This is a genomic window from Pseudomonas sp. F1_0610 (assembly GCF_047470865.1).
In the GTDB taxonomy this organism is placed as follows: domain Bacteria; phylum Pseudomonadota; class Gammaproteobacteria; order Pseudomonadales; family Pseudomonadaceae; genus JAZDRH01.
In genome coordinates this window covers 86,442-111,516 of record NZ_JAZDRH010000009.1, presented here as the reverse complement: position 1 = coordinate 111,516, position 25,075 = coordinate 86,442, and the positions used below count along the sequence as shown (strand labels likewise).

The 25,075-nt window shown below is 42.8% G+C and carries 27 protein-coding genes; 22 read left to right on the top strand and 5 right to left on the bottom strand.

The window, feature by feature from the left end; translation table 11 throughout:
• Nucleotides 1-233 precede the first annotated feature (233 nt).
• The 21 genes from ccoN (VQ643_RS07300) to VQ643_RS07200 all read left to right on the top strand — a co-directional run bounded on the left by ccoN (VQ643_RS07300) (nucleotide 234) and on the right by VQ643_RS07200 (nucleotide 19,070).
• Nucleotides 234-1,673, top strand: coding sequence for a cytochrome-c oxidase, cbb3-type subunit I (gene ccoN / locus VQ643_RS07300; protein ID WP_414198831.1), 1,440 nt, complete (start codon nucleotides 234-236; stop codon nucleotides 1,671-1,673).
• The gene (ccoO, locus tag VQ643_RS07295; RefSeq protein WP_414198830.1) at nucleotides 1,673-2,284 is read left to right on the top strand and encodes a cytochrome-c oxidase, cbb3-type subunit II; all 612 of its coding nucleotides are present in this window, start codon (nucleotides 1,673-1,675) and stop codon (nucleotides 2,282-2,284) included. Before ccoN (VQ643_RS07300) ends, ccoO (VQ643_RS07295) begins: the two co-directional genes overlap by 1 nt.
• A gap of 6 nt (nucleotides 2,285-2,290) precedes the next feature.
• Entirely contained in the window at nucleotides 2,291-2,479 is a 189-nt protein-coding gene (locus VQ643_RS07290) for a cbb3-type cytochrome oxidase subunit 3 (RefSeq protein WP_414198828.1), read from the top strand.
• Nucleotides 2,476-3,387, top strand: coding sequence for a cytochrome-c oxidase, cbb3-type subunit III (gene ccoP / locus VQ643_RS07285; RefSeq protein WP_414198826.1), 912 nt, complete (start codon nucleotides 2,476-2,478; stop codon nucleotides 3,385-3,387). The genes VQ643_RS07290 and ccoP (VQ643_RS07285) overlap by 4 nt, the downstream gene beginning before the upstream one ends.
• A 349-nt stretch (nucleotides 3,388-3,736) precedes the next feature.
• On the top strand, nucleotides 3,737-5,179 hold the full coding sequence (gene ccoN / locus VQ643_RS07280) for a cytochrome-c oxidase, cbb3-type subunit I (RefSeq protein ID WP_414198824.1): 1,443 nt from the start codon (nucleotides 3,737-3,739) through the stop codon (nucleotides 5,177-5,179).
• Entirely contained in the window at nucleotides 5,179-5,787 is a 609-nt protein-coding gene (gene ccoO / locus VQ643_RS07275) for a cytochrome-c oxidase, cbb3-type subunit II (RefSeq protein WP_414198823.1), read from the top strand. The genes ccoN (VQ643_RS07280) and ccoO (VQ643_RS07275) overlap by 1 nt, the downstream gene beginning before the upstream one ends.
• A gap of 6 nt (nucleotides 5,788-5,793) precedes the next feature.
• Nucleotides 5,794-5,973: a cbb3-type cytochrome oxidase subunit 3 gene (locus tag VQ643_RS07270; protein ID WP_414198821.1), complete on the top strand. Its 180-nt coding sequence runs from the start codon at nucleotides 5,794-5,796 to the stop codon at nucleotides 5,971-5,973.
• Nucleotides 5,974-5,982: 9 nt separating this feature from the next.
• Nucleotides 5,983-6,915, top strand: a complete 933-nt coding sequence (gene ccoP, locus VQ643_RS07265; protein ID WP_414198841.1) for a cytochrome-c oxidase, cbb3-type subunit III — start codon at nucleotides 5,983-5,985, stop codon at nucleotides 6,913-6,915.
• A 423-nt stretch (nucleotides 6,916-7,338) separates the two neighbouring features.
• Nucleotides 7,339-8,760, top strand: coding sequence for a cytochrome c oxidase accessory protein CcoG (gene ccoG, locus VQ643_RS07260; RefSeq protein ID WP_414198820.1), 1,422 nt, complete (start codon nucleotides 7,339-7,341; stop codon nucleotides 8,758-8,760).
• Between the two features lie 24 nt (nucleotides 8,761-8,784).
• Entirely contained in the window at nucleotides 8,785-9,303 is a 519-nt protein-coding gene (locus tag VQ643_RS07255; RefSeq protein WP_414198819.1) for a FixH family protein, read from the top strand.
• Nucleotides 9,304-9,367: 64 nt separating this feature from the next.
• Nucleotides 9,368-11,788 (top strand): heavy metal translocating P-type ATPase, encoded by a 2,421-nt coding sequence (locus VQ643_RS07250; protein ID WP_414198816.1) that lies wholly within the window; start codon nucleotides 9,368-9,370, stop codon nucleotides 11,786-11,788.
• 8 nt (nucleotides 11,789-11,796) lie between these two features.
• Nucleotides 11,797-12,003 (top strand): cbb3-type cytochrome oxidase assembly protein CcoS, encoded by a 207-nt coding sequence (gene ccoS, locus VQ643_RS07245; protein WP_414198815.1) that lies wholly within the window; start codon nucleotides 11,797-11,799, stop codon nucleotides 12,001-12,003.
• A complete protein-coding gene (locus VQ643_RS07240) occupies nucleotides 12,000-12,683 on the top strand; it encodes a sulfite exporter TauE/SafE family protein (RefSeq protein ID WP_414198813.1) in 684 nt (227 codons plus the stop codon). The genes ccoS and VQ643_RS07240 overlap by 4 nt, the downstream gene beginning before the upstream one ends.
• Before the next feature lie 98 nt (nucleotides 12,684-12,781).
• On the top strand, nucleotides 12,782-14,158 hold the full coding sequence (locus VQ643_RS07235) for a radical SAM protein (RefSeq protein WP_414198812.1): 1,377 nt from the start codon (nucleotides 12,782-12,784) through the stop codon (nucleotides 14,156-14,158).
• Nucleotides 14,159-14,252: 94 nt separating this feature from the next.
• Nucleotides 14,253-14,987 carry a fumarate/nitrate reduction transcriptional regulator Fnr gene (gene fnr, locus VQ643_RS07230; RefSeq protein ID WP_414198811.1) on the top strand — a complete coding sequence of 245 codons (735 nt, stop codon included), beginning with the start codon at nucleotides 14,253-14,255 and terminating at the stop codon, nucleotides 14,985-14,987.
• A 27-nt stretch (nucleotides 14,988-15,014) separates the two neighbouring features.
• Nucleotides 15,015-15,563, top strand: coding sequence for an adenine phosphoribosyltransferase (locus VQ643_RS07225; protein ID WP_414198810.1), 549 nt, complete (start codon nucleotides 15,015-15,017; stop codon nucleotides 15,561-15,563).
• A 131-nt stretch (nucleotides 15,564-15,694) separates the two neighbouring features.
• Nucleotides 15,695-15,901, top strand: coding sequence for a cytochrome oxidase putative small subunit CydP (cydP, locus tag VQ643_RS07220; RefSeq protein WP_414198808.1), 207 nt, complete (start codon nucleotides 15,695-15,697; stop codon nucleotides 15,899-15,901).
• Nucleotides 15,901-17,463 carry a cytochrome ubiquinol oxidase subunit I gene (locus VQ643_RS07215; protein ID WP_414198807.1) on the top strand — a complete coding sequence of 521 codons (1,563 nt, stop codon included), beginning with the start codon at nucleotides 15,901-15,903 and terminating at the stop codon, nucleotides 17,461-17,463. The genes cydP and VQ643_RS07215 overlap by 1 nt, the downstream gene beginning before the upstream one ends.
• Nucleotides 17,464-17,474: 11 nt before the next feature.
• Nucleotides 17,475-18,617, top strand: a complete 1,143-nt coding sequence (cydB, locus tag VQ643_RS07210) for a cytochrome d ubiquinol oxidase subunit II (protein ID WP_414198806.1) — start codon at nucleotides 17,475-17,477, stop codon at nucleotides 18,615-18,617.
• 44 nt (nucleotides 18,618-18,661) lie between these two features.
• On the top strand, nucleotides 18,662-18,766 hold the full coding sequence (gene cydX / locus VQ643_RS07205; RefSeq protein ID WP_414198804.1) for a cytochrome bd-I oxidase subunit CydX: 105 nt from the start codon (nucleotides 18,662-18,664) through the stop codon (nucleotides 18,764-18,766).
• A 1-nt stretch (nucleotide 18,767) separates the two neighbouring features.
• On the top strand, nucleotides 18,768-19,070 hold the full coding sequence (locus VQ643_RS07200) for a cyd operon YbgE family protein (protein WP_414198803.1): 303 nt from the start codon (nucleotides 18,768-18,770) through the stop codon (nucleotides 19,068-19,070).
• Here VQ643_RS07200 and pdxB read toward each other — a convergent pair.
• Nucleotides 19,060-20,202, bottom strand: a complete 1,143-nt coding sequence (pdxB, locus tag VQ643_RS07195) for a 4-phosphoerythronate dehydrogenase PdxB (RefSeq protein WP_414198802.1) — start codon at nucleotides 20,200-20,202, stop codon at nucleotides 19,060-19,062. The genes VQ643_RS07200 and pdxB overlap by 11 nt on opposite strands.
• 150 nt (nucleotides 20,203-20,352) lie before the next feature.
• Here pdxB and VQ643_RS07190 point away from each other — a divergent pair, with 150 nt between their 5' ends.
• Nucleotides 20,353-21,681 carry an MATE family efflux transporter gene (locus VQ643_RS07190; protein WP_414198839.1) on the top strand — a complete coding sequence of 443 codons (1,329 nt, stop codon included), beginning with the start codon at nucleotides 20,353-20,355 and terminating at the stop codon, nucleotides 21,679-21,681.
• Here the strand turns inward: VQ643_RS07190 and VQ643_RS07185 are convergent.
• The 4 genes from VQ643_RS07185 to VQ643_RS07170 all read right to left on the bottom strand — a co-directional run bounded on the left by VQ643_RS07185 (nucleotide 21,670) and on the right by VQ643_RS07170 (nucleotide 25,074).
• On the bottom strand, nucleotides 21,670-22,839 hold the full coding sequence (locus VQ643_RS07185; protein ID WP_414198800.1) for a PspA/IM30 family protein: 1,170 nt from the start codon (nucleotides 22,837-22,839) through the stop codon (nucleotides 21,670-21,672). The genes VQ643_RS07190 and VQ643_RS07185 overlap by 12 nt on opposite strands.
• Before the next feature lie 92 nt (nucleotides 22,840-22,931).
• Entirely contained in the window at nucleotides 22,932-23,333 is a 402-nt protein-coding gene (locus tag VQ643_RS07180) for a regulatory protein RecX (protein WP_414198798.1), read from the bottom strand.
• A 98-nt stretch (nucleotides 23,334-23,431) separates the two neighbouring features.
• Nucleotides 23,432-24,469, bottom strand: a complete 1,038-nt coding sequence (recA, locus tag VQ643_RS07175; protein ID WP_414198796.1) for a recombinase RecA — start codon at nucleotides 24,467-24,469, stop codon at nucleotides 23,432-23,434.
• Between the two features lie 80 nt (nucleotides 24,470-24,549).
• On the bottom strand, nucleotides 24,550-25,074 hold the full coding sequence (locus tag VQ643_RS07170) for a CinA family protein (RefSeq protein WP_414198794.1): 525 nt from the start codon (nucleotides 25,072-25,074) through the stop codon (nucleotides 24,550-24,552).
• Between the last annotated feature and the right edge of the window lies 1 nt (nucleotide 25,075).

The following is a 25,075-nucleotide window of genomic DNA, read 5'->3' as shown; positions in this document are numbered from 1 at the left end:
TATTCAATTTTATAAATTAGGTAAAAAACCCGTATTTACACCTATTTTCCCTACATATTCACGAATCTTTAACAGTGTGATCATGCTCACAAAACCTTTTAAAAAGTGCGGTCATTGATGCTCATCAATACGCATTTAGTTGCAATTAGCCATGCTTTTACTGCGACAAAAGAGCTCATTTTGCAGTTGCGCTCAACAAAATCTGCCCAAAGATAGTGGATGGAAAACCAATTATGAACACGACAACGAGTACCGCCTATAATTATAGGGTGGTCCGCCAGTTTGCCATCATGACGGTGGTATGGGGCATTGTCGGGATGCTAGTAGGGGTCCTGATCGCTGCTCAACTGGTTTGGCCTGAGTTAAACTTTGATATACCCTTTCTAACTTATGGTCGTTTGCGCCCACTGCATACTAACGCAGTTATCTTCGCATTCGGCGGAAGTGCTTTATTTGCCACATCGTACTATTCAGTACAGCGCACGTGTCAAACTACACTATTTGCACCAATGCTAGCCGGCTTTACCTTCTGGGGTTGGCAGCTAGTGATTCTGTGTGCAGCTATTACTCTGCCTTTGGGCTTCACTACTTCTAAAGAGTACGCTGAACTTGAATGGCCTGTAGACTTATTAGTTGTAGTTGTATGGGTAAGCTATGCGATTGTGTTCTTTGGAACATTGATGAAGCGTAGAACTAAGCATATCTATGTAGGTAACTGGTTCTATGGCTCATTTATTCTAACAATTGCCATGCTTTACCTAGTAAACAACGCTGAAGTGCCTGTGACCTTAACTAAATCATACTCACTTTACTCAGGTGCAACTGACGCACTGATTCAGTGGTGGTATGGTCACAACGCAGTAGGCTTCTTCTTAACAGCAGGCTTCTTAGGCATGATGTATTACTTCGTACCTAAGCAAGCAGAGCGTCCTGTATATTCTTATCGCCTATCAATCGTGCACTTCTGGGCACTGATCTGCGTTTATATCTGGGCTGGTCCTCACCACTTGCACTACACTGCCCTTCCTGACTGGGCTCAGTCGCTTGGTATGATCATGTCTCTGATCTTATTAGCACCATCATGGGGCGGTATGATCAACGGTATGATGACGCTCTCTGGTGCATGGCACAAATTGCGTAGCGACCCCATCTTACGTTTCCTTGTAGTGTCATTAGCTTTCTACGGTATGTCTACCTTTGAAGGCCCAATGATGTCTATCAAAACAGTAAACGCCTTATCTCACTATACCGACTGGACAATTGGTCACGTGCATGCCGGTGCTCTTGGCTGGGTTGCAATGGTTACCATGGGTTCTCTATACCACATGATTCCACGTCTATTCGGTCGTACTGAAATGTATAGCATGCCATTAGTGAACCTGCACTTCTGGTTATCTACTATCGGTACTGTACTTTATATCGCTTCACTATGGATCAACGGTTTAGCGCAAGGATTAATGTGGCGCGCAGTCGATAATAGCGGTTTATTACTCTATTCATTCTCTGAAGTGTTAGATGTAAGTCACCCTGGTTTCATCGTTCGCTTAATCGGTGGCGGTATCTTCTTCTTTGGTATGTTGCTGATGGCGTACAACGTTTTCCGCACAATCAAAGCTTCTGATCCAGCCGCAGTAGCCGCAGCACCTCGTTACACTGTAGGGGAGGCACACTAATGAGAAGCCATGAGAAACTCGAGAAGAACGTTGGTTTACTTGCATTATTTATGATTATTGCAGTAAGCCTTGGCGGTCTAACCCAGATTGTCCCATTGTTCTTCCAAAAAGAGGTTAACGAACCTATAACAGGCTTAAAACCTTACACTGCACTGCAACTTGAAGGGCGTGACATTTACATTCGCGAAGGCTGTGTGAGCTGTCACTCTCAAATGATTCGTCCGTTCCGTGCTGAAACAGAGCGTTATGGTCACTACTCTGTAGCTGGCGAGTTTGTTTATGATCACCCATTCTTATGGGGTTCTAAACGTACTGGTCCTGACCTTGCCCGCGTTGGCGGCCGTTACTCAGATGACTGGCACCGCACTCACTTACAAAACCCACGTAACGTAGTGCCTGAGTCAAAAATGCCAGGTTATCCATGGTTAAACGAGAACCAACTTGACGGTAGCAATATCGTTAAGAAAATGAAGGTAATGCGCTTCCTTGGTGTTCCTTACACAGATGATGACCTAAAAGGTGCCAATAAAGCACTTGAAGGCAAAACTGAGATGGATGCCATCGTTGCTTACTTACAAGTTCTCGGCACAGCTGTTAAAAATAAACGGTAACGCATTATGGATATTGGAACTCTTCGCGGCATAGGCACAGTTTTAGTTTTTGTGGCTTTTGTATGCCTTGTTTTCTGGGCTTACAGCAATAAGCGTAAAAGCACTTTTGATGAAGCGGCTTCCCTACCCTTTGCTGATGAAGAGCCAAAACCAGAGATGCAAGACGAACACTCATCAAGGAGTACTAATCCATGACCACATTTTGGAGCTGGTACATCACCATACTGACCATTGGCACCATGCTAGCGTTGGTTTGGTTGATTCTAGCCACCCGCCAAGGTCAAAAGTCAGATTTAACTGACGAAACCACGAATCATAAGTGGGATGGTATTGAAGAATACGACAATCCTCTACCTCGTTGGTGGTTCCTACTATTTGTTGGCACCTTAGTCTTTGGCGCGGCTTATTTGGTTATTTATCCTGGTCTAGGTAACTGGAAAGGAATTATGCCTGGCTATGAAGATGGCTGGACGCAAATCAAGCAATATGAGCGCGAACTCGCTGATGCTAATACTGAGTATGGTCCTATCTTCTCTAAATATGCCAATATGTCGATCGAAGAAATTGCCAAAAACAAAGATGCATTAGCAGTTGGTCAACGCATGTTTAACAACTACTGTGCTATTTGTCACGGTTCAGACGCTAAAGGCACTATCGGCTTCCCCAACCTAACTGACCAACACTGGCGTTGGGGTGGAGATCCAAAAACTATTGAGGAAACCATTCTCAATGGTCGCCAAGGTATTATGGCTCCATGGGGTGAAATGCTAGGCAACGAAGGCGTTACAGCAGTTGCTGGTTATGTTCGCCAAGACCTTGCCGGGCTAGAAGGCAAAGTAAGTGCTGAACAACGTCAGAAAGGTAGAGATTCCTTTGCAACCATCTGTGTAGCTTGTCATAACCCAGATGGCAAAGGTAATAAACTACTTGGCTCACCTGATCTAACTAACCCAGCAGTATGGATGTACGGTCGCTCACAAAAAGATGTTGAGCAAACTATACGCCATGGTCGTAATGGTGTAATGCCTGCACAAAAAGATTACTTAGGTGAAGATAAAGTGCACGTATTAGCAGGTTATATTTACAGCTTAAGTAACAAATAAGCAGCAACCCAAGAAGGCGGTATTAGAGACTTAATACCGCCTTTTCACTCCGGTAAAAAGCCACCGTAAACACGAAAAGCAAAACCAACATACAACTAAAAGCGAATATAGTTCCCAATTTTCTAACATATCCTCATGCTTATGGGCTAATATATTGCCCCTAAATTGTCGGATGTAGGTTTTTTAAGTTTTTTTTATTAAGAAACACTTAAAAATTCGAGCAAAAACAAGCACATTGCCTTACTTAACCTTAATAAAAAAAGGGTTTTTATTGCAATGCTGTTCTCATTTGCGCATACTCCCCGCCGATTTTTACCCCTAAAACTCCATTAACCGTGGAACCCTTAGCATGAGTACAGTAAACGAACAGACTGCTTATAACTACAAGGTAGTTCGCCAGTTCGCCATTATGACGGTGGTCTGGGGCATTGTAGGTATGGGCATGGGCGTTCTGATTGCTGCGCAACTAGTGTGGCCAGAACTCAACTTTGACCTTCCGTGGACTAGCTTTGGTCGATTGCGTCCACTACACACCAACGCCGTAATTTTCGCCTTTGGTGGTTGCGCTCTATTTGCAACCTCTTATTATGTAGTGCAACGTACATCGCAAACGCGTCTATTCTCCGATGGCCTTGCAAACTTCACCTTCTGGGGCTGGCAAGCTGTTATTGTTCTAGCCGCCATTAGCCTTCCACTTGGTTACACCACAACTAAAGAATACGCCGAATTAGAATGGCCTATTGCTATTCTGCTCGCCATTGTTTGGGTGTGCTATGCCATTGTGTTCTTCGGTACTATCGTTAAACGTAAAACCAAGCACATTTATGTGGGCAACTGGTTCTATGGTGCATTTATCATAGTTACAGCGATGCTGCACATCGTAAACCACGTATCTGTACCCGTAAGCTGGTTTAAGTCTTACTCCATGTACGCAGGCGCAACCGACGCCATGGTGCAATGGTGGTACGGCCATAACGCTGTAGGTTTCTTCTTGACTACTGGCTTCTTAGGCATGATGTATTACTTTGTACCTAAGCAAGCAGAGCGTCCAATTTACTCTTACCGTCTATCTATTGTGCACTTCTGGGCACTGATCACTCTTTATATTTGGGCTGGTCCTCACCACTTGCACTATACTGCACTACCTGACTGGGCTCAGTCATTAGGTATGGCTATGTCCTTGATTCTACTAGCACCATCTTGGGGCGGTATGATCAACGGTATGATGACGCTATCTGGCGCATGGCATAAGCTGCGTACTGACCCCATTTTACGTTTCCTTGTGGTTTCATTAGCTTTCTACGGTATGTCTACCTTCGAAGGCCCGATGATGGCTATCAAAACCGTAAACGCATTATCACATTACACTGACTGGACCATTGGTCACGTACACGCAGGCGCTCTAGGCTGGGTTGCGATGATTTCCATTGGCTCGCTATACCACTTAATACCTCGCGTATTTGGTCGTGAGCAAATGCACAGTGTGGGTTTAATCAACGCTCACTTCTGGCTAGCAACCATTGGCACTGTACTTTACATCGCCTCAATGTGGGTTAACGGTATTATGCAAGGCCTAATGTGGCGTGCAGTAGATTCTAACGGATCACTCACCTACTCTTTCGTTGAAGCACTGTCTGCAAGCCATTATGGCTACGTCGTGCGTGCAGTTGGTGGCGCCTTCTTCTTAACAGGCATGCTGCTAATGGCATACAACACTTGGCGCACAGTACGTGCTTCTAGTCCTGAAGCCGCTGAAGCTGCTGCCCGCTTTACTGTTGAGGGTGCGCACTAATGAAACACGAAATTGTAGAGAAAAATATTGGCTTACTCGCCTTTTTCATGGTGATTGCTGTCAGTATTGGCGGTTTAACTCAGATTGTTCCTTTATTTTTCCAAGATTCAGTGAACGAGCCTGTAACAGACTTAAAGCCTTATACTGCACTGCAACTTGAAGGTCGTGATATTTATATTCGTGAAGGCTGCGTTCAATGCCACTCACAAATGATTCGTCCTTTCCGTGCAGAAACTGAGCGCTATGGTCACTACTCAGTAGCTGGCGAAAGTGTGTATGAGCACCCATTCCTATGGGGTTCTAAACGCACAGGGCCTGACTTAGCTCGTGTTGGCGGTCGTTATTCTGATTCATGGCACCAAGCTCATTTATACAATCCACGCAATGTTGTTCCTGAGTCCAAAATGCCTGCTTACCCTTGGCTAGCGGCTAATAAAGTTGATACTCAGTACACTGAAACCAAAATGCGTGTAATGAGATGGTTAGGCGTACCTTACACTGACGAAGATATTAAAGGCGCTGTAAGCTCGCTAAAAGGCAAGACTGAAATGGAAGCGGTTGTCGCTTACCTACAAGTACTTGGCACATCAATCCAGAACAAACGGTAATATGCTATGGATATTGGAACGCTTCGCGGCATTGGAACATTAGTGGTTTTTGTAGCTTTTTGTGGCTTATTGTTTTGGGTGTTCTCAAGCAAACGCAAGTCCCAGTTTGAAGATGCAGCCAACCTTCCTTTTGGTGATGAAGGTTCCGTATCCAAGCCCGACACCAAAGAACACTCGGAGCAATAGTCAATGACAATGTCACCCTTTTGGAGTGGATATGTCAGTTTTCTGACAATCTTCACCCTAATTGCCATGGCGGTGCTAATTTTTGCGACCCGTAAAGGGCAACGCAATGACACCACCAATGACACTGTAGGCCATAGCTATGATGGCATCGAAGAGTATGACAACCCACTACCGCGCTGGTGGTTTATGCTCTTTGTTGGCACCATTATTTTTGCAACTGGCTATCTTGTTTTATACCCTGGCCTAGGTAACTGGAAAGGTGTATTACCTGGCTACGAAGACGGCTGGACTCAAGTCAAACAGTACGAACGTGAGCTAGAAAAAGCAAAAGAACTATACGACCCCTTATACGAGCAGTTTAATAAACTCTCCGTAGTAGAAGTTTCTCAGAACGAAGAAGCTTTAGCTATGGGGCGTAGTTTATTCCTTAACAACTGCGCTGTATGTCACGGCTCAGATGGTCGCGGATCACTTGGTTTTCCAAACCTAGCTGATAACGACTGGCGCTGGGGGGGAGAGCCTGAAACTATCAAGCAAACCATTATGGATGGCCGTCAAGGCATCATGGCGGCTTGGGGTGAGACGCTTGGTAACCAAGGCGTAAAAGATGTCGCGGCTTATGTCCGTGAAGACTTAGCTAAACGCCCACGCAATAAAAACAACACTAACGAGTATGACAAAGAAAAAGGTAAGCAAACCTTTGCTACCATTTGCTCAGCTTGTCATACACCACAGGGAACAGGTATGGCTGCACTAGGTGCGCCCAACCTAACACACCCTGAAGGTTGGATTTATGGTACTAGCCAAGAAGCAGTTGAGGCTACAGTACGCAATGGCCGCCATGGCGTTATGCCTGCTCAACGTGCTTTATTAGGTGAAAGCAAAGTACATATCCTTGCAGGCTATGTTTATAGCTTAAGCCATCGTAAAAATGCACAGTAAATCTGGCGCATAAAAAAGAAAGGTGATTGTTTAGCGATAATCACCTTTTTTATTCATTATTTATCTATTAAAATAAAAACAATAATTAATAGTTATAAATAGCTTTTGTGCAGAATTTCACAGCAAAAGATAAAAACAACTGTCATTTTTTAAGCAACTGGACGACCTTGCGTCAAGTCAAAAGGCGATTTCGAAACTGGTGTAGCCTGTATACAACCAAAGTGTCATAAAACGAATCTGACACAAGGCAAGATTTACCAAACAACTGCTTATGTACAACCTGTCTTTTGCGATATAAGCAATGATATTGCCAACGCGACCGAATGTCGCGCTATATACATCAACGACAGGTGTATCATTTAAAGCAGTACTATTGTCTGCCAGCTCGTACTGTCAGCACTAATAATCTAAGTGGTACCCCTGATGAGCGAACAAATACCTGTCAAGAATGTGACCCCAAAGGCTGCTGATAATCTTTACGCGCGCCGCGAAAAGATTTATACAAAAGCCTTTACTGGGATATTTCGCAATCTACGAATTGCATTTACTGGCTTTCTCTTCCTATTGTTTTTAGGCACTGCCTGGATCAATTATGAAGGACGCCAAGCTGTCTGGTGGAACTTACCAGAGCGTAAATTCTATATTTTTGGTTCAACCTTCTGGCCACAAGACTTCGTGCTTTTAGCATGGGTATTGATTATTTGTGCCTTTGGCTTGTTCTTTATTACTGTATTCGCTGGGCGTGTTTGGTGCGGATATGCTTGCCCACAAAGTATTTATACGTGGATTTTTATGTGGTGCGAGAAAGTCACAGAAGGTGACCGCAACCAACGTATGAAACTTGAAAAAGCGCCTTTTTCTGCGAATAAGTTTTTCAGAATAAGTGCTAAGCATGTCCTTTGGTTGACTATTGCCTTTGTCACTGGCTTTACCTTCCTTGGGTATTTCATTCCAATTCGTGAGTTAGCAGGCGATTTAATCTCTGGCACAGCAGGTGCTGCTGCTTACTTCTGGCTAGCCTTCTTCACTGTTATTACCTATTTGAATGCGGGCTGGATGCGCGAGCAAGTCTGTGTTTACATGTGTCCTTATGCACGCTTCCAAAGTGTAATGTTTGATAAAGACACACTTATTGTTTCTTATAATGAAGCCCGCGGTGAAGGCCGTGGTCCACGCAAACGCGGCAGTGATTATAAAGCACAAGGACTAGGCGACTGTATTGACTGTAAAATGTGCGTCCACGTCTGCCCTACTGGTATTGATATCCGTGATGGTTTACAAATTGCTTGTATTGGCTGTGCAGCGTGCGCCGATGCCTGTGACTCCATTATGGACAAAATGGGCTATGAACGAGGCCTAGTAGGCTACACAACTGAACATAACCTTGCTGGTAACAAAACCAAGCTGTTACGTCCTCGTTTAATCGGTTACGCTACAGCCTTGATTGTGATGATGTGTTTATTAGCTTGGCGTGTTTATGAACGCCCACTGATTGAAGTGAGCATTCTTAAAGACCGTACCCAATACCGCGAAAGCGTTATAGGCAATATTGAAAACGTCTACACCGTAAAAGTAATTAATAAAGATCAACATCCGCACACATATATAATCGAAGTAGCGGGCTTTGAAGGTATTACTTTAAGCAGTGATAGCGTTACAATGGTCGACGGCAAGCATGTTGTTGATGTAAAAGAAGGTGAGATCAAGGAAATTCCAGTCGCTGTTTCAGTTGAGCCTGAACTTATTACCCAAGACGCTACTGAAATTGAATTCACTGTGACTTCTAAAGATCAGCCCGATATTCAAAAAACATCATCTAGTCGCTTTATTGGCCCAGTTTATTAATTGTTTTAGTTAAGGCAGATACTTATGAGCTCCAAACTCGATGCAACTTCCTCTCGCTGGTACAAAGAGCCTTGGGCATGGATTATCATAGGTATCTTGCTAGTTTCAATTTTACATGGCTTATCCCTGCTTTTTGCAGGGATCAAGTTTGGTGACTCACTTGTAGTAGATAACTATTACGACGCAGGTGTTGGTATTAATAAATCACTTGAACGCGAAGCGCTAGCTCAGAAGCTAGGTGTTACTGCTCAACTGAATATTGATACTGAACGCAACCAAGTAGAACTTACTCTAGCTGGTGGTTTCACTCAACTACCACAGCATCTTGTTTTAAATATCATTTCCCCAACTATTCCAGAGCAAGATCGTCAAGTTATTTTACAACCTAAATCTGGCACTAATGTGTACACTGGTATTATTGCTGACGTGGTTAAAGGTCGTCGTTTTATTGAGCTATTAGGCCAAGAACAAGGTAAAGATTGGCGATTATTTGAAGACGAAGACGTAGCAACTGGAAAAACCATTGCACTGGGTGACGAGTAATTTTATTTAAGCCACTATAATTCAACTTTATAGCGGCTTTTCACTAGAAGGGCAAACGAGTATTATGTCCACACCACAGCCTTGTTATCACTGTGGTCTACCTGTTTTAGACCCTTCCTTCACTGCTGTTGTACTGAATCAACCTCGCCTATTTTGCTGCCCTGGCTGTTTGGCCGTAGCGCAAACTATTGTCGCTGGTGGTCTTGAAAGCTATTACCAACACCGCAGTGAAAACTCTAACAACCCTGAATCGTTGGCAAGCTTAATTCCTGATGAACTAAAGCTACTTGATCGAGAAGATTTACAAGCCAAGTTTGTTACCTCAGAAGGCGAGCAAACGCATGCTAAGTTACTCATTGAAGGCATTACTTGTGCTGCCTGCGGCTGGCTTATTGAAAAGCATCTTCGAGATATTCCTCAAGTCAAGCAAGCTCATATTAATGTTTCCAACCATCGCCTTGAATTAAGCTGGACGAAAGATAGCCTAGCCTTGTCTGACATTATTTTTTCATTACGCAAAATTGGTTATGCCGCCCACCCATGGCAACCCGATGTTGCTACAGAGCGCATGGCACAAGAAAACCATCGTGCGTTACGCAAACTAGGCATTGCTGGACTACTTTGGATGCAGGTGATGATGGCATCCATGGCCACTTGGCCTGAGTTTAACATTGACCTTTCTGAAGGTATGGACGTTATCTTACGCTGGGTCAGCTTAATGATGACGACGCCTATTGTTTTTTACTGTAGCTCCGAGTTTTTCTTAGGTGCTTGGCGGGACATTAAAACACGCCACCTTACTATGGACGTTTCTGTCTCGCTGGCTATTGGTGGCGCTTATATTGCTGGAATTTGGTCAACTATTACTGGGCAAGGCGAACTCTACTTTGATGCCTGCGGTATGTTTGCCCTGTTTTTACTCTCAGGTCGCTATTTAGAACGCCGCGCTCGAGAGCGCACTTCTATAGCTACAGCACAGCTTGTTAATTTACTTCCTGCTTCGTGTTTACGTTTGGATGAACAAGGCCAAAGCCAGCGTATTTTATTAAAAGAACTTCAATTAAATGACGTGATTAGCATCCCTCCAGGCAGCTTAATGCCAGCTGACGGCGTGATTATTGAAGGTTCTTCCAGTGTAGATGAGTCCTTATTAACAGGTGAATATCTTCCACTTCCTCGTGGTAAAGGCGATCACGTTACTGCAGGCACGCTTAATGTCGAAGGCCCTCTCACAGTAAAAGTCGATGCGTTAGGCGACGATACGCGTTTATCCGCTATTGTACGCCTGCTTGAGCGCGCACAAAGCACCAAGCCGCGTCTTGCCGAGATTGCCGATAAAGTTGCCCAATGGTTTCTTGTTAGCGTTTTACTTATCGCAGCGCTGGTTGGCATTGCATGGCTAGAAATTGATAGCAGTCGAGCCTTCTGGATTGTTTTATCGTTATTAGTCGCCACCTGCCCTTGTGCTTTATCTCTTGCCACACCAACAGCCTTAACAGCCGCAACAGGCAGTTTACATAAACTAGGCTTACTGTTAACACGAGGTCACGTATTAGAAGGCTTAAAGCATATTGATACTGTTATATTCGATAAAACAGGCACATTAACTGAAGGCAAATTAAGCTTACGTCATATCCACCCCTTAACTGATATGACAACAGATGAATGCCTACAGCTAGCTGCGGCATTAGAGGAATCTTCAGAACACCCTATTGCTCGCGCTTTTGGCCGCTCTAAATACACTACAGAAAATTTAATCAGCTATCCTGGCTTAGGATTAGAAGGCAGCATTGAGGGAAAGAAATGGCGTATTGGCCGTGCCGACTTTGTCTGTCAACTGAGCAATATCGCTTTACCTAAATCAGACCAGCAACAAGGACAGTGGCTACTGTTAGGCAATGAGCAGCAAGCTGTAGCTTGGCTGGTACTGGACGATAAATTACGCAGTGATGCCAAAGACTTATTGGACGCATGCCACGCCAAAGGCTGGAATACACTATTACTCTCTGGTGATAGCTCACCTATGGTGCAAAGCATTGCCAAAGAACTAAATATTAAAGATGCGCGTGCAGGTCTAACACCTGATGATAAGTTAGCTGTGCTACAGCAATTACGCGAACAAGGACATAAAGTATTAATGCTGGGCGATGGCGTTAATGATGTGCCTGTTTTAGCCGCAGCGGATATTAGTATTGCTATGGGCAGTGCTACTGATCTGGCCAAAACCAGCGCAGATGCTATCTTATTATCTAATCGTTTAAGCAGTTTGGTGGAAGGCTTTAAATTAGCCAAGCGCACGCGCCATATCATTATTGAAAACCTTGCTTGGGCCACCTTATATAATGGTCTGGTCATCCCATTTGCAGCGGTTGGCTGGGTAACCCCAGGATGGGCAGCATTAGGCATGTCAATCAGTTCATTATTGGTCGTCGTCAATGCGTTACGCTTAACATACGTTAAAGTACACGAACAGCCACAACATTAGGAGCTAGCATGCCTGCACTTTACGTAATGATTCCAGTTGCACTAATTATTGTTGCTATTGCTATTTATATTTTTAACTGGGCTGTCAACTCTGGGCAATTTGACGATATGGAAGGCCCAGCTCACAGCATTCTTTTTGATGACGAAGACCCTATGCATAAAGCAGGGGTTGAGCGCGCCAATCATTCAGAGCAAACCGATAAGTCTGAACAATGACAGAAAGCTTAATGACCCTAGTGGTGGCCTTTACTGCTGGCTTGCTCGGTAGCGTTCACTGCATTGGCATGTGTGGTGGCATTATGGCAGCGCTAACCATGGCCATTCCTCCTCAAGCAAAAGGCAAACGTTTTGCACTAATATTCACCTATAACATAGGTCGTATTATTAGTTACAGCCTAGCTGGACTGTTATTTGGCCTCATTGGCTGGAGCTTAGACCAGACAGGCTTTACCACTGGCTTGCGTTATCTTGCTGGTGCCATGTTAATTATTATGGGGCTCTATTTAGCAGGTTGGTGGTCTGGGCTAACCTATACCGAGCGCCTAGGCAGCTTACTGTGGAAACGTATACAACCCATAGCCAGTAAGTTTCTTCCTGTAACTAGCATTGCTCAGGCATTGTGTTTAGGCTTTCTTTGGGGGTGGTTACCTTGCGGACTCGTCTATGGTGCTTTGCCGCTTTCAGCCAGTCAAGGAAACGCTAGCCTAGGCGCCCTGACTATGCTTTTTTTTGGTCTAGGCACATGGCCAACTTTAATCATTTCAGGCTTAGCGGCACAATCATTAAACAGCTTTTTACAGCAAAAAAAAGTGCGAATGACCTCAGGTATTCTAATTATTCTTTTTGGTATATGGACTATTCCTGGCCCTCATCAAGGCTGGATCATGGGTCATTGATCTGCGTCTTTTTTTTAAAATTTAAGTTTGATTTACATCAAACTTAAAAAGTTACCTAAATCTATAATTTCAAGCATTATTTATAATTAGGTTATACTATGTCTAGGCTAATAGAGCATGATAAATACTTTATAGCTAAGGAGGCTGAGAGCTTGCCTAGTTATACTGTTTATCCGCGCTTAGAAAAACTACCTACACTATTAAAACCTAACGATTTAGAGTATGCCAGAGCGCTAAAACACAGTAGACTTAAAAAGAAACCACTGGCACTTTATATTTATATTCCATTCTGTCCAAGCAACTGTTTTACTTGTGATAGATTTAAAATATCTAGTAAAGATAGAAGTCGTTCAACTCAATTTTTAAATATATTAAAGAAAGAAATTGTATCAACCGCTAAACTATTAGACAAAAGCCAAGTTATTGAACAGTTATTTATTGGCGGGGGAAATCCAACTTTTTTTAATCATCAAGAATTTTCAAGTTTACTTAGTTTTTTAAAAGACTATTTTAATATTCATAGTGATAATTTAGTAGACTATGAGATAAAAATTGACCCTCGCGAATCAGACTGGTCTACAGTTGCTCTTTTGCGTGAGCTAGGCTTCAATCGTATTTTAATCAATATTCAAACACTTAATCCTATTGAGCAAACGGCGATTAATCGACTACACACTTTAAATCAAGTGCAAACCTTAGTTGATGCCGCTCGTACTTTAGAGTATCGCTCAATCTGTTTAACCCTAATGTATGGTCTGCCTAAACAAACCCGAACATCCTATGCAGAATCACTGGATAAAATTATTGCATTGCAACCTGATCGAATAGGTGCAAAGGCTTTTTTATACGATATTGAAAATTCTCCAGTGCAACGTTTTATTAATAAAGACGACCTTCCTAGCGAACAGTTACGTCATGAAATGTATCTATATACATTTGAGCGCCTCACAAGTGCCAATTACAGCTATTTAGGCCAAGGATTATATGCTCGCTCAGATGATAATTATGGTAGCGCCAAAGAAGATGATCGATTAAAAATAAATGCACTGGGCTATTCTGACCATGGACACTGCGATTTAATAGGTTTTGGGCCTAATGCTATCACTCAAACAGAAACGTTTATTGGGCAAAACACAACTAACTTAAGTCATTATTATAACCTAATTGAAAACGGGCACTTTCCATTAGAAAAAGCGCTCACCTACACAGCAGATGACATCATCCGCCGCGATTTAATTGAGCAAATTCAATGCCATGGCAAACTAGATATAAAGAAATTAAATGAAAAATACAACATTGCTTTTGAGATTTATTTTAAAAATGAGCTGTCCTCGCTCTACCTGCTAGAGCAGAAAAATCTTTTAAGCATAAATAGCAACCTATTAATTTTAAACTCAAAAGCTCTGCATATACCTGAGTTAATTTGTCAGATATTTGATCATTATCAATCCGCGACCCAAAGCACAAATAACTAAATATTTTTATTGCTTTTAATCAATACTCTGGAAGCTTGACGTTATTTGCGTTATCTTACGCAACAATTATTTTCTAACTGAGAGTAACTTGAGCATGTCGGAAGTTATTGCTGTGCGTAATTTACATCAGGCACATTGCCGCGACTGTAGCTTAGCCACGCTATGTCTACCTTTATCTCTAGACAATGAAGATCTCGAATCTTTGGACGAAATCGTTAAACGCGGACGTCCTCTGAAAAAAGGCGAGTTTTTATTCCGCCAAGGAGACACCTTCACATCTGTATTCGCTGTTCGCTCAGGTAGCTTAAAAACTTTCAGCGTTACTGATGCTGGAGAAGAACAAATCACAGGTTTCCATTTGCCAAGCGAGTTTGTAGGCTTATCTGGTATGGATACTGAGTCCTATCCTGTATCAGCCATTGCTTTAGAAACCACTTCTGTTTGTGAAATTCCTTTTGACCGTCTTGACGAGCTGAGTATTCAAGTTCCTCAACTACGGCGCCAGTTAATGCGCATTATGAGTCGTGAAATTCGCGATGATCAGCAAATGATGCTGCTGCTCTCCAAAAAAACGGCTGACGAACGTATTGCTACCTTCCTAGTTAACCTATCCGCGCGCTTCCGCCAACGCGGTTATTCAGCAACACAATTCCGTTTGGCTATGTCGCGTAATGAAATAGGCAACTATTTAGGACTGGCAGTAGAAACTGTATCGCGCGTATTTACTCGCTTTCAGCAAAATCAATTGATCAGCGCTGAAGGTAAAGAAATTCATATTGTAAATGCAATGGAGCTATGCCAGTTGGCAGGTGGTAACCTAGAAAGCTAATAGCGTTCGCACCATTGGAGTTACCTCATGATTTTTGATGAGTTTGCAGTTAAATCCTGTATTCGTCCGGTAAAAGATTTTCCTAAAAAAGGTGTGATATTTCGCGATATCACCCCCATCTTTTTAAACCCCAAAGCACTGCGCATGGTAGTGGACTGCTTTGTTCAGCGTTACATGGACAGTCCAATCACACATATTGGCGCACTAGATGCTCGCGGCTTTTTAATTGGTTCAACACTGGCCTACGAGCTCAACAAACCTTTGGTACTGTTTCGCAAAAAAGGCAAACTCCCTGCTAATGTTATTGCCGAATCTTACGAAACTGAATATGGTCAAAGCACAATTGAAATCCAAGCGGATAGTTTGCAGCCTGGTGATCAAATGTTACTCCTTGATGACCTGATTGCTACAGGTGGGACCTTTCTTGCGGCAGCACGCCTTGTGCGCAGGTTAGGTGCGCAAGTGTATGAGGCAGCAGCCATTGTTGATCTTCCAGAACTCAATGGCTCAAAGTTATTACAAGAAATGGATGTTCCAACTTACTGCTTAACTGCTTTCACCTTAGACGAGTATTAAAGGCAGAACTTGCCGATTAATTCCCCTGCCGCCAGTTAAGTGCGGCATCACGTCACTAGCGCTTGGTTTTTTCTCAGCCCGATAATATAGCTAGAGAAAAATTCTCTAGAAGAAATTACCAGGATGCTAGTATGAGCCAACCCCATTCGATTTGGAAAATCCCCTTAGTTAAAGAGTTAGCCATCATACTTGTGCTTAAACTGGTGATTCTTTTTTCAATTAAAGCGATCTGGTTTAACGAGCCTACCATTCCTGTAAATGGCACTGAAAAACTCGATCAGCATTTGTTTGGTGCTCCTGCCCCATCCCCTGCTAACTCCGATGAGGAGATAAAATAATGATTCCTGAAGAAGTTGTTGATCTATCGCGGTTGCAGTTTGCACTAACCGCTATGTATCACTTCCTATTTGTACCTCTTACGCTAGGGCTGGCGTTCTTACTGGCTATTATGGAATCCGTCTATGTGATGACGGGCAAGCAAGTCTATAAGGACATGGTTAAGTTCTGGGGTAAGTTGTTTGGTATTAACTTTGCCCTTGGCGTTACTACGGGCTTAACCATGGAGTTCCAGTTCGGTACAAACTGGTCTTACTATAGCCACTATGTGGGTGATGTGTTTGGTGCGCCACTGGCCATTGAAGGTTTGATGGCGTTCTTTCTTGAATCAACTTTTATTGGTTTATTCTTTTTTGGCTGGGACCGCTTAAGTAAAGTTCAGCACTTAGCAGTGACATGGCTGGTTGCCTTAGGCTCAAACCTTTCCGCATTATGGATTTTGATTGCCAACGCTTGGATGCAAAATCCTATTGGCGCTGAGTTTAATTTTGAAACCATGCGCATGGAAGTTACAGACTTTGCGGCCTTGATTTTCAACCCAGTAGCCCAAGTAAAATTTGTGCATACTGTGGCCGCTGGCTATGTAACTGGTGCCATTTTCGTACTAGCTATTTCTAGTTGGTACTTACTCAAAAAACGCGATCTTGGCTTTGCGCGGCGCTCGTTTGCTATTGCCTCAGCTTTTGGTCTCGCTTCTATTCTTTCCGTTATTGTTCTTGGTGATGAAGCCGGTTATGAAATTGGTGATGTACAAAAAACCAAACTAGCCGCCATTGAAGCCGAATGGAATACTGAGCCTGCACCTGCAGCATTTACTCTTGTGGGTCTACCTAACCAAGATGAAATGCGTACCGACTATGCTGTAAAAATCCCTTATGTAATGGGTATTATTACCACTCGCTCATTAGATAAGGAAGTCATGGGTATTAAAGATCTTATGCAATACCATGAAGGTCGCATACGTAATGGCATGCTAGCCTATGATCGTTTAGAGAAATTAAGAGCTGCTAAAACAGCAGAGAATATTACAGCCTTTAATGAAGTTAAACACGACCTAGGCTATGGTTTGCTATTAAAGAAATACACTGAAAATGTTGTAGATGCCACTGAATCGCAAATCAAACTAGCGGCACAGGACAGTATTCCGCACGTTGCAACTGTGTTCTGGTCATTTCGCGTGATGGTGGGTAGTGGATTCTTGATGTTAGTGCTTTTTGCTTGGGCATTCTGGGCTTCAACGCGACGTAATCAAGATAGAAAAAAATGGCTACTACGCTTTGCTGTATTAAGCCTTCCTCTGCCTTGGTTAGCGGCACAAACTGGCTGGATTGTCGCTGAAGTAGGCCGTCAGCCTTGGACCATTGCTGAAGTACTGCCCACGCACCTTTCTACGTCTACCATTTCGGTTTCTAGCATTACTGGATCCTTAGTTGCATTGATTGCCTTCTATACAATTTTGCTCATTATTGAAATGTATTTAATGATTCGTTTTGCTCGGTTAGGGCCTAGTAGCCTGCATACTGGACGCTATTACCATGAACAAAAAAATCTAGAGAACGCTTAAGGAGTAGCATTATGTTTGATTACGAAACACTTAAGCTAATTTGGTGGGTACTGGTTGGCGTACTGCTTATCGGTTTTGCTATTACTGATGGATTTGACTTAGGCGCAGCTATTCTTTCGCCTTTTGTGGGTAAAACCGATAACGAGCGTAGAGCCGTACTCAACACCATAGCCCCTCACTGGGATGGCAACCAAGTATGGTTAATTACAGGCGCAGGCGCTTTATTTGCGGCCTGGCCTATTGTTTATGCGGTGTCATTTTCTGGCTTTTACTGGGCCATGCTACTGGTGCTATTTGCACTATTTGTACGCCCTGTCGGTTTTGATTATCGCAGTAAACTAGAAAATACTAAGTGGCGAAATAGCTGGGACTGGGCATTATGTATTGGCGGAATTGTTCCTGCCTTGGTCATTGGTGTCGCCTTTGGTAACTTCTTCCTTGGTGTGCCTTTTCGCTTTAATGATGAGATGCGTATTTTTTACGAAGGCAACCTATTTGGGCTGTTAAATCCTGTAGGTTTGCTGGTTGGTGTTGTTAGCTTGTTTATGATTATTAGTCATGGCGCCACATGGTTAATGATGCGTACCACAGACCAAGTACAACAACGCTCGCGTAAAGCTGCACTTATTTTTTCTGGCTTGCACCTGCTTTGCTTTATTCTAGCTGGCTGTGTTATCTCTTTTTGGGTTGAAGGTTACAGCATTACTTCTACCCTTGACCCTAATGGCTACAGTACACCATTAAGTAAAACAGTAGCACACACAGGCAACATGGGCTGGTTGAATAACTATACAAGTTATCCTATTACTATGCTTGCACCCGCTTTAGGTATCTTAGGCAGCTTATTAGTGATTATCTGTGCCAAAACCAATAAAAGTGGGTTCGCCTTTTTAGGTTCATCTTTGGCTATTGTAGGCACTATTTGCACTGCTGGCTTTGCATTATTCCCATTTTTACTACCATCAAGCATCGACTTTAATTCGAGCCTGACCATGTGGGATGCGGTATCAAGCCATAAAACCTTAGGCATTATGATGTTTGTCGCCTGTTTATTCGTGCCTATCGTCTTGATTTACTCGCTATGGTCCTACGTTAAGATGTGGGGCAGAGTTAGCTCTACCCATGTTGAAGAAAACACTCATAACCTTTACTAAAGCTATCAAGGGTAAGCTACGGCTTGCCCTTCTAGGAGTTCATTATGTGGTACTTTGCTTGGATTTTAGGTGTTTTACTCGCTTGTTCTATCGCCATTATCAACGCCTTATGGCTAGAAGGCTCACACGATTTTGACGCAGAAAACTAAAATGCAGACGCCTCCTGTTACCCCAGAGTTTTTAACCCAACCATGGACCCGTGTGATCTCATGGTTACTTGCCACACCTATGTGCTTGCTGTTACTGGTTCATCCCAGTGCCATGCTCGACTCTTCTGGCAGCTATAGCCATTCTCTGCTTATGTTCGTCATGCTGGGGGTTTCAGGCGGCTTTATTCATGGCGTGGGCTTTCATCCACGCCATATTATTTGGAAGTTACTATTCCATCCCTTGCTTGCATGGCTGCTTATGCTGCTCGGATACGGACTTTGGCTATACGCCACTAGGAGCTAAAAACAATCCCCAAAGCTTGCAGCTGAGTGCGTAATACAGAAGGCAACAAATCTATTTTTAAATCTGGAATTTCGCGACGTATTGGATAATTTTTACGTAAAGCATCAAAGGCTTGCGCCATAGCAGACTCCGTAGTATTAGCACGCAAAGCTAGACGCATCGCAGAATCATCCGTTCGGACATCGTATACCAGACGAATAAAACGATAAAAATCCGCTGGAAAACTTGCTTCATCAGATAACACTAGCCGCTCAACACTTTGCTTAGGATAAAAACTTTGCTCCGGCATAGGTAAGGCAAAATGCCTAGCAAATGCATGACAAATTTGCTCTGTACCTCGAATCTTCCCATCTAAGCTATAGCCTGCAATATGTGGTGTAGCTATGTCAGCATAGGCTAACAATGCCATATCAACTAAAGGTTCATGCTCCCATACATCTAGCACTAACCGAATATCTGAGCGCTTTTGTACTAGCTCAGCCAATGCTTGATTATCTATCACAGGACCGCGACTAGCATTTAGCAGCCATGCGTTAGGTTTTAGCTGTAATAGATTCTTGCCATTTAATAAATGCCAAGTGGCATCCTTACCTATCTTTGTGAGTGGCGTATGGAGACAAATGACATCACAGTGCTCAATTATTTGCGGCAATGATACATAGTCAGCCCAACCTTCACATCTAGCCCTTGGCGGATCACAAAGCAGCACCTTTAAGCCTAAGTTTTTTAAAACCTGAGCCAAACGTCCTCCAACCTGTCCAACGCCAACAATGCCAAAGGTTTTATCTGGCCACCCCGTACCTGTTCGCTCAGCTAATACACTTAAACTACTGAGTATGTAATCCACTACTCCACGTGCATTACAACCTGGCGCATTACTCCAAGCTATTTGCTGAGCATTCAAGTAATCAATATCCAAATGGTCTGTGCCTATAGTGCAAGTACCTACAAAGCGAACACTACTGCCCTCCAGTAACTGCGCATTCACTGCTGTAACAGAGCGCACGAGCAAGGCATCTACATTTTTTACATCTTCAGCTGTAATAAGCCGACCAGCCTTACGCTTAATCTGAGCATAAGGTGAAAAGTACTCACCGAGTTTAGGTATGTTTTCATCAGCTAATATGCGCATAAAGTTAATAAAATCCACTTTAAATAAGATAAGTCGGCTAAGATAAGCCCCTTTAAAATTGATTAACTATATACCTTTTTGAGGTGAGAAGTGACTGCTGCTGTAGCTACATCATTTTATGCACGCGTGCGCCAAGAATTTTCAACCTTGATGGGATTAGCTATTCCTATTTTTATTGCCCAGCTTGCTAATACTGGCATGGGCGTTGCAGATACTATTATGGCTGGACGCGTATCCTCTGAAGACCTAGCAGGTGTTTCTTCAGGGAGTTCGGTTTGGATTCCTATCTTTCTTTTTATGACAGGCGTTGCTATGGCAACGACTTCAAAAGTTGCTCGCCTATTTGGCTCTGGCGATGAACGCAACATTGGTGTGTTAGTACGTCAATCCCTCTGGTTGAACCTACTGATTGGTTGCGTATTAGGTGTTGTCCTCTGGAACGCCAGACCTTTGCTTGAACTGATGCATGTAGAAAATAAACTAATGGATGTTGCCATTGGCTACCTACAAGCAATTGCCATTGGTTTTCCTTTCTTGGCATTATCACTCGTGCTACGTAGCTATAGCGAAGGCATAGGCCGTACGCGTCCAGGTACTGTGATTAACTTTCTAGGGCTGCTACTGAATATTCCGCTGAATTACATTTTGATTAATGGTAAATTTGGTTTTCCCGAATTAGGCGGCGTAGGCTGTGGTTGGGCTACTGCTGCCGTCTGTGTGTTTAATGTTATTTGCTTTGTTATATGGATTAAATGGGCGCCTTATTATCGTAAAAGCATGCCATTTAAACGCTTTGACTTCCCTAAAAAACAACCTCAGCAAGAGTTAATTAAGCTTGGCTTTCCTATTGGTATTGCCATTTTCGTAGAAGCGAGCATTTTCTCTGTTATTACGTTGCTCTTACTTTATGGAGGGCTAAATGCTGATACAGTATCAGGCCACCAAGTGGCTTTAAGTATTAGCTCAGTGACCTTTATGGTGCCTTACGCCATTACCATGTCTGTCACTGTTCGGGTTGGGCAGAACTTAGGGGCAGGTAATGGCTTAGCTGCGTTATTTTCAGCAAAGGTAGCTATGGCTTGCGCTATTCTTTTCTCTTTAATATTAATGGTACTAATGCTTTGCTTTACTACGCAATTAGCGAGCATTTACTCAAGGGAAGCTGAAGTTATTGCCATCGCCAGCACTTTGATTGTGTTTGCAGCTTTCTATCAGTTACCTGATGCGATTCAGCTTATTTCAGCTGGTGCATTACGTGGATATCAAGATACCAATGTCGTTATGTTAATTACCTTGATTGCCTACTGGGGAATTGGTCTACCTCTTGGTTATAGTCTTGGCTTAACACAGGTTTTTGGAATAGCCGAAGGCCCAGCAGGTTTCTGGAAAGGCTTAATAGCAGCCCTTACTTGTGCCGCTATTTTCCTTAGTTGGCGCTTATATTACACAGCACGTAAAAATTTAACTTTATTTAGGTAGATTGCGGTGTAACCCACAGCGATCTGACATACCTTGAGTAAAGTGTTTAGGGTCATTAACGGCCTCAATTTGTGCATTGCAAACGCCGCCACTGGATAAGTTTGCCGTGCACTTGGGTTGTTTTACATGACTCAGCCATGCCGTATATTGAACACTGGATAAACCGGCTTTATTTGCAGCATATTCTGTAGGATTACTAATATATTTGTGCATATCCGAATTAGGCACCGTCAAGTGGCCAACGCCTTGGTGGTACGCAACAAACTTCATTCCTAAGCTAGTTAGGTGATCTAGCATTTGCATCCCTGAAAGCTGGCTTTCTTTGAATTTCTGATCAACAAAACCTTTATAACGCGCTTCCATAGCCTTTATTTTATTTTCATTGTCTTGTTTTAAGCCATCTATGTGTTGCTGTGCTTTTTGTAAAAGCGAACGCAGTTTATCCATGTTCTGCTTTTGTACTTGAAACAAGGCTGATAGTTCAGTCAGATTTTTCTCTCTTTGCAGTGCCACACTTTGCAAAGCATCTAACTTTTCGCCCAGCTTTTGTTTAACCTTATCTGCCTCTTGTAAACGATACTTGGCTAACTCAAGTTCTTTTTCTAAAAACTTATTATGCGTTAATAACGTCGCTAAACGATCGTCACCTGAAGTTTTACCATCCGTTAAACTGGTATACAGGGTATCATTTTTAGGATCATTGGCTGGTGCTACGCTTTCAATTAAGCGGACAATATTTTTATTATTCCGCACTAATTCTGCAATACCCTCTGGCTCGCTACTTTTACCATTTTCATTAGGTTCCCACAAAAAGGCTTCGTAGTCTGGGTCAGGGCACTGACTTTCACAAACCAAGCGTATTGGGCCTGCACCTAAATCCGGGCCTTTTTCAGCAACATTTAATAATTGCGCAAAAGGTACATTCCAAGAGATATCAACCGCACCTTCGGAATCAAATTCAAGATAAAAATAAACCGCACTATGAATGTCTAAATCAGAATCTACAGTAATAAAAATCGCTTTTACATGCTGATTAGCAAACTCACGAAAACAAACGATACCATCTAATACTGCCTCAAATTCTGAAATCAGCATTTCTTTAACGACGTTTTGACCATTAAAAAACAATACTAGATCGACTACTTTATCCTTGCTCATTGTGATTTCCTACAAGCCTTACATGACTAAACTAAAATCTAATTATTAGGTATAGATATCAGTACTCCTTAATAGATCACACTCTACATGCTTTAATTGATTAGCCTCATGATTTGGTTCATATCAAAGCCTCTATAGGTTAAAAAACGTACCTGTTTGGCTTTTTCTTTGTTACATTTTGGCTTGTTTACAAATTTTTTTTGCCACACACTGTATAAAATTGCTTCCCAATCAAAATCAGCTTCTTCTAACGCTAGTTTAATGGCTTCTGCATTTACTCCTTTATAGATAAGCTCTTCACGAATACGAATAGGCCCTATTCCCGAGTTAGCCTTACTTCTAATAAAACTTTCTAAAAAACGTGCATCACTTAATAACCCTTCATCTCTTAACTGATCCAGTTGTTGTCTGATCAATCTAATATCAAGCTTTTTGCGTGCTAGTTTTTGTTCCAGCTCTTGGTAGGAATGCTCGCGGCGAGCTAATAAATCCATTGCGAGACGACGTATTGTTAATGAGTCAGCAGACATTTTTATCCTCTAAATAAAAAAGCACGGTTGATTAGAACCGTGCTTTTTATTATTGCAAGAATTTAATCCTCTAATGGAGGCGTATCCTCTTCTTCAGTAGCAGCGGCACCGCGAGATACAAGTAACTGCTGACGAATTTCAGCTTCCAAAGCATTACGAATTTCTGGATTCTCTTCCAAGAAACGTGAAGCATTGGCTTTACCTTGCCCAATTTTAGTACCCTGATGGCTATACCAAGCACCTGCTTTCTCAACCAGCCCTAGTTGAGTACCTAAATCAATAATTTCACCATTACGATAAATACCCTTGCCATAGAGTATTTGGAACTCAGCCTGACGGAATGGCGGAGCTACTTTGTTTTTAACCACTTTTACACGAGTTTCACTACCAACGATTTCATCACCTTCTTTTACAGCACCAATACGACGAATATCTAAACGTACGGATGAGTAGAATTTAAGTGCATTACCACCTGTTGTAGTTTCTGGGTTACCAAACATTACGCCAATTTTCATGCGAATTTGGTTAATAAAGATAACTAAGCAATTAGCGGTTTTAATATTACCTGTGATTTTACGTAGTGCTTGGCTCATTAAACGCGCTTGTAAACCAACGTGGGCATCGCCCATGTCACCTTCAATTTCAGCTTTAGGTACTAAGGCAGCGACTGAGTCGACAACGATCACATCAACAGCATTAGAGCGTACTAACATATCGGTAATTTCTAATGCTTGCTCACCAGTATCTGGCTGAGAAACCAGTAGATCATCTACAGTAACACCCAGCTTTTCAGCATATTCTGGGTCTAATGCATGCTCCGCATCTACGAAAGCACAGGTAGCACCTTGTTTTTGTGCTTCAGCAATAACAGACAAGGTTAATGTGGTTTTACCAGAAGATTCAGGACCGTAGATTTCTACGATACGCCCTTTGGGTAAGCCACCAATACCTAAAGCGACATCTAAGCCTAAAGAGCCTGTTGAAATAGCAGGAATAGCCTGACGCTCATGGTCGCCCATGCGCATTACAGCCCCCTTACCAAATTGACGCTCAATTTGACCTAAAGCGGCAGCCAGTGCTTTTTTCTTGTTCTCATCCATACTCTTAACCCTATCAATAATCGAAGGCAATTTTGCCGTTAACTGTATAATTAAACAGTATTATCCATAAAGATAACTGTCTATGCAATTGTTTCGCTAAAAATTTTCCAATTTTCGACCGACTGCTCATTTAGCAGTGCTAGAACCCCCGCTAGAGCCGTCTCTATTGTTTGCGCTCGTATAGACTGACGATCACCGCTATAGTGCATTTTTAAACTAACGTTTTTTTCACTGCACGCCCAAGCTAGCCATACTGTCCCTACGGGCTTGTCTTCAGTGCCACCTGTTGGCCCAGCTACACCGCTAACAGCGATAGCATAGTCAGCTTTAGACTTTTTTAACGCACCTAGAGCCATGGCCTCAACTACCGCTTGGCTTACAGCACCCACCTGAGAAAATAACTTTTCTGCTACGCCTAACATAGCGATTTTTTGCTTATTTGAATAAGTGATAAAGCCTGCTTCAAACCAAGCTGAACTACCTGATACACGAGTAATAGCTTCCCCAATACCACCCCCCGTACAAGACTCCGCTGTAGCAATAACGGCTTTTTTTGCAACTAAGGCTTGCCCCAGCCGTTCAGCCAATAAACTTAGTTTATCCATA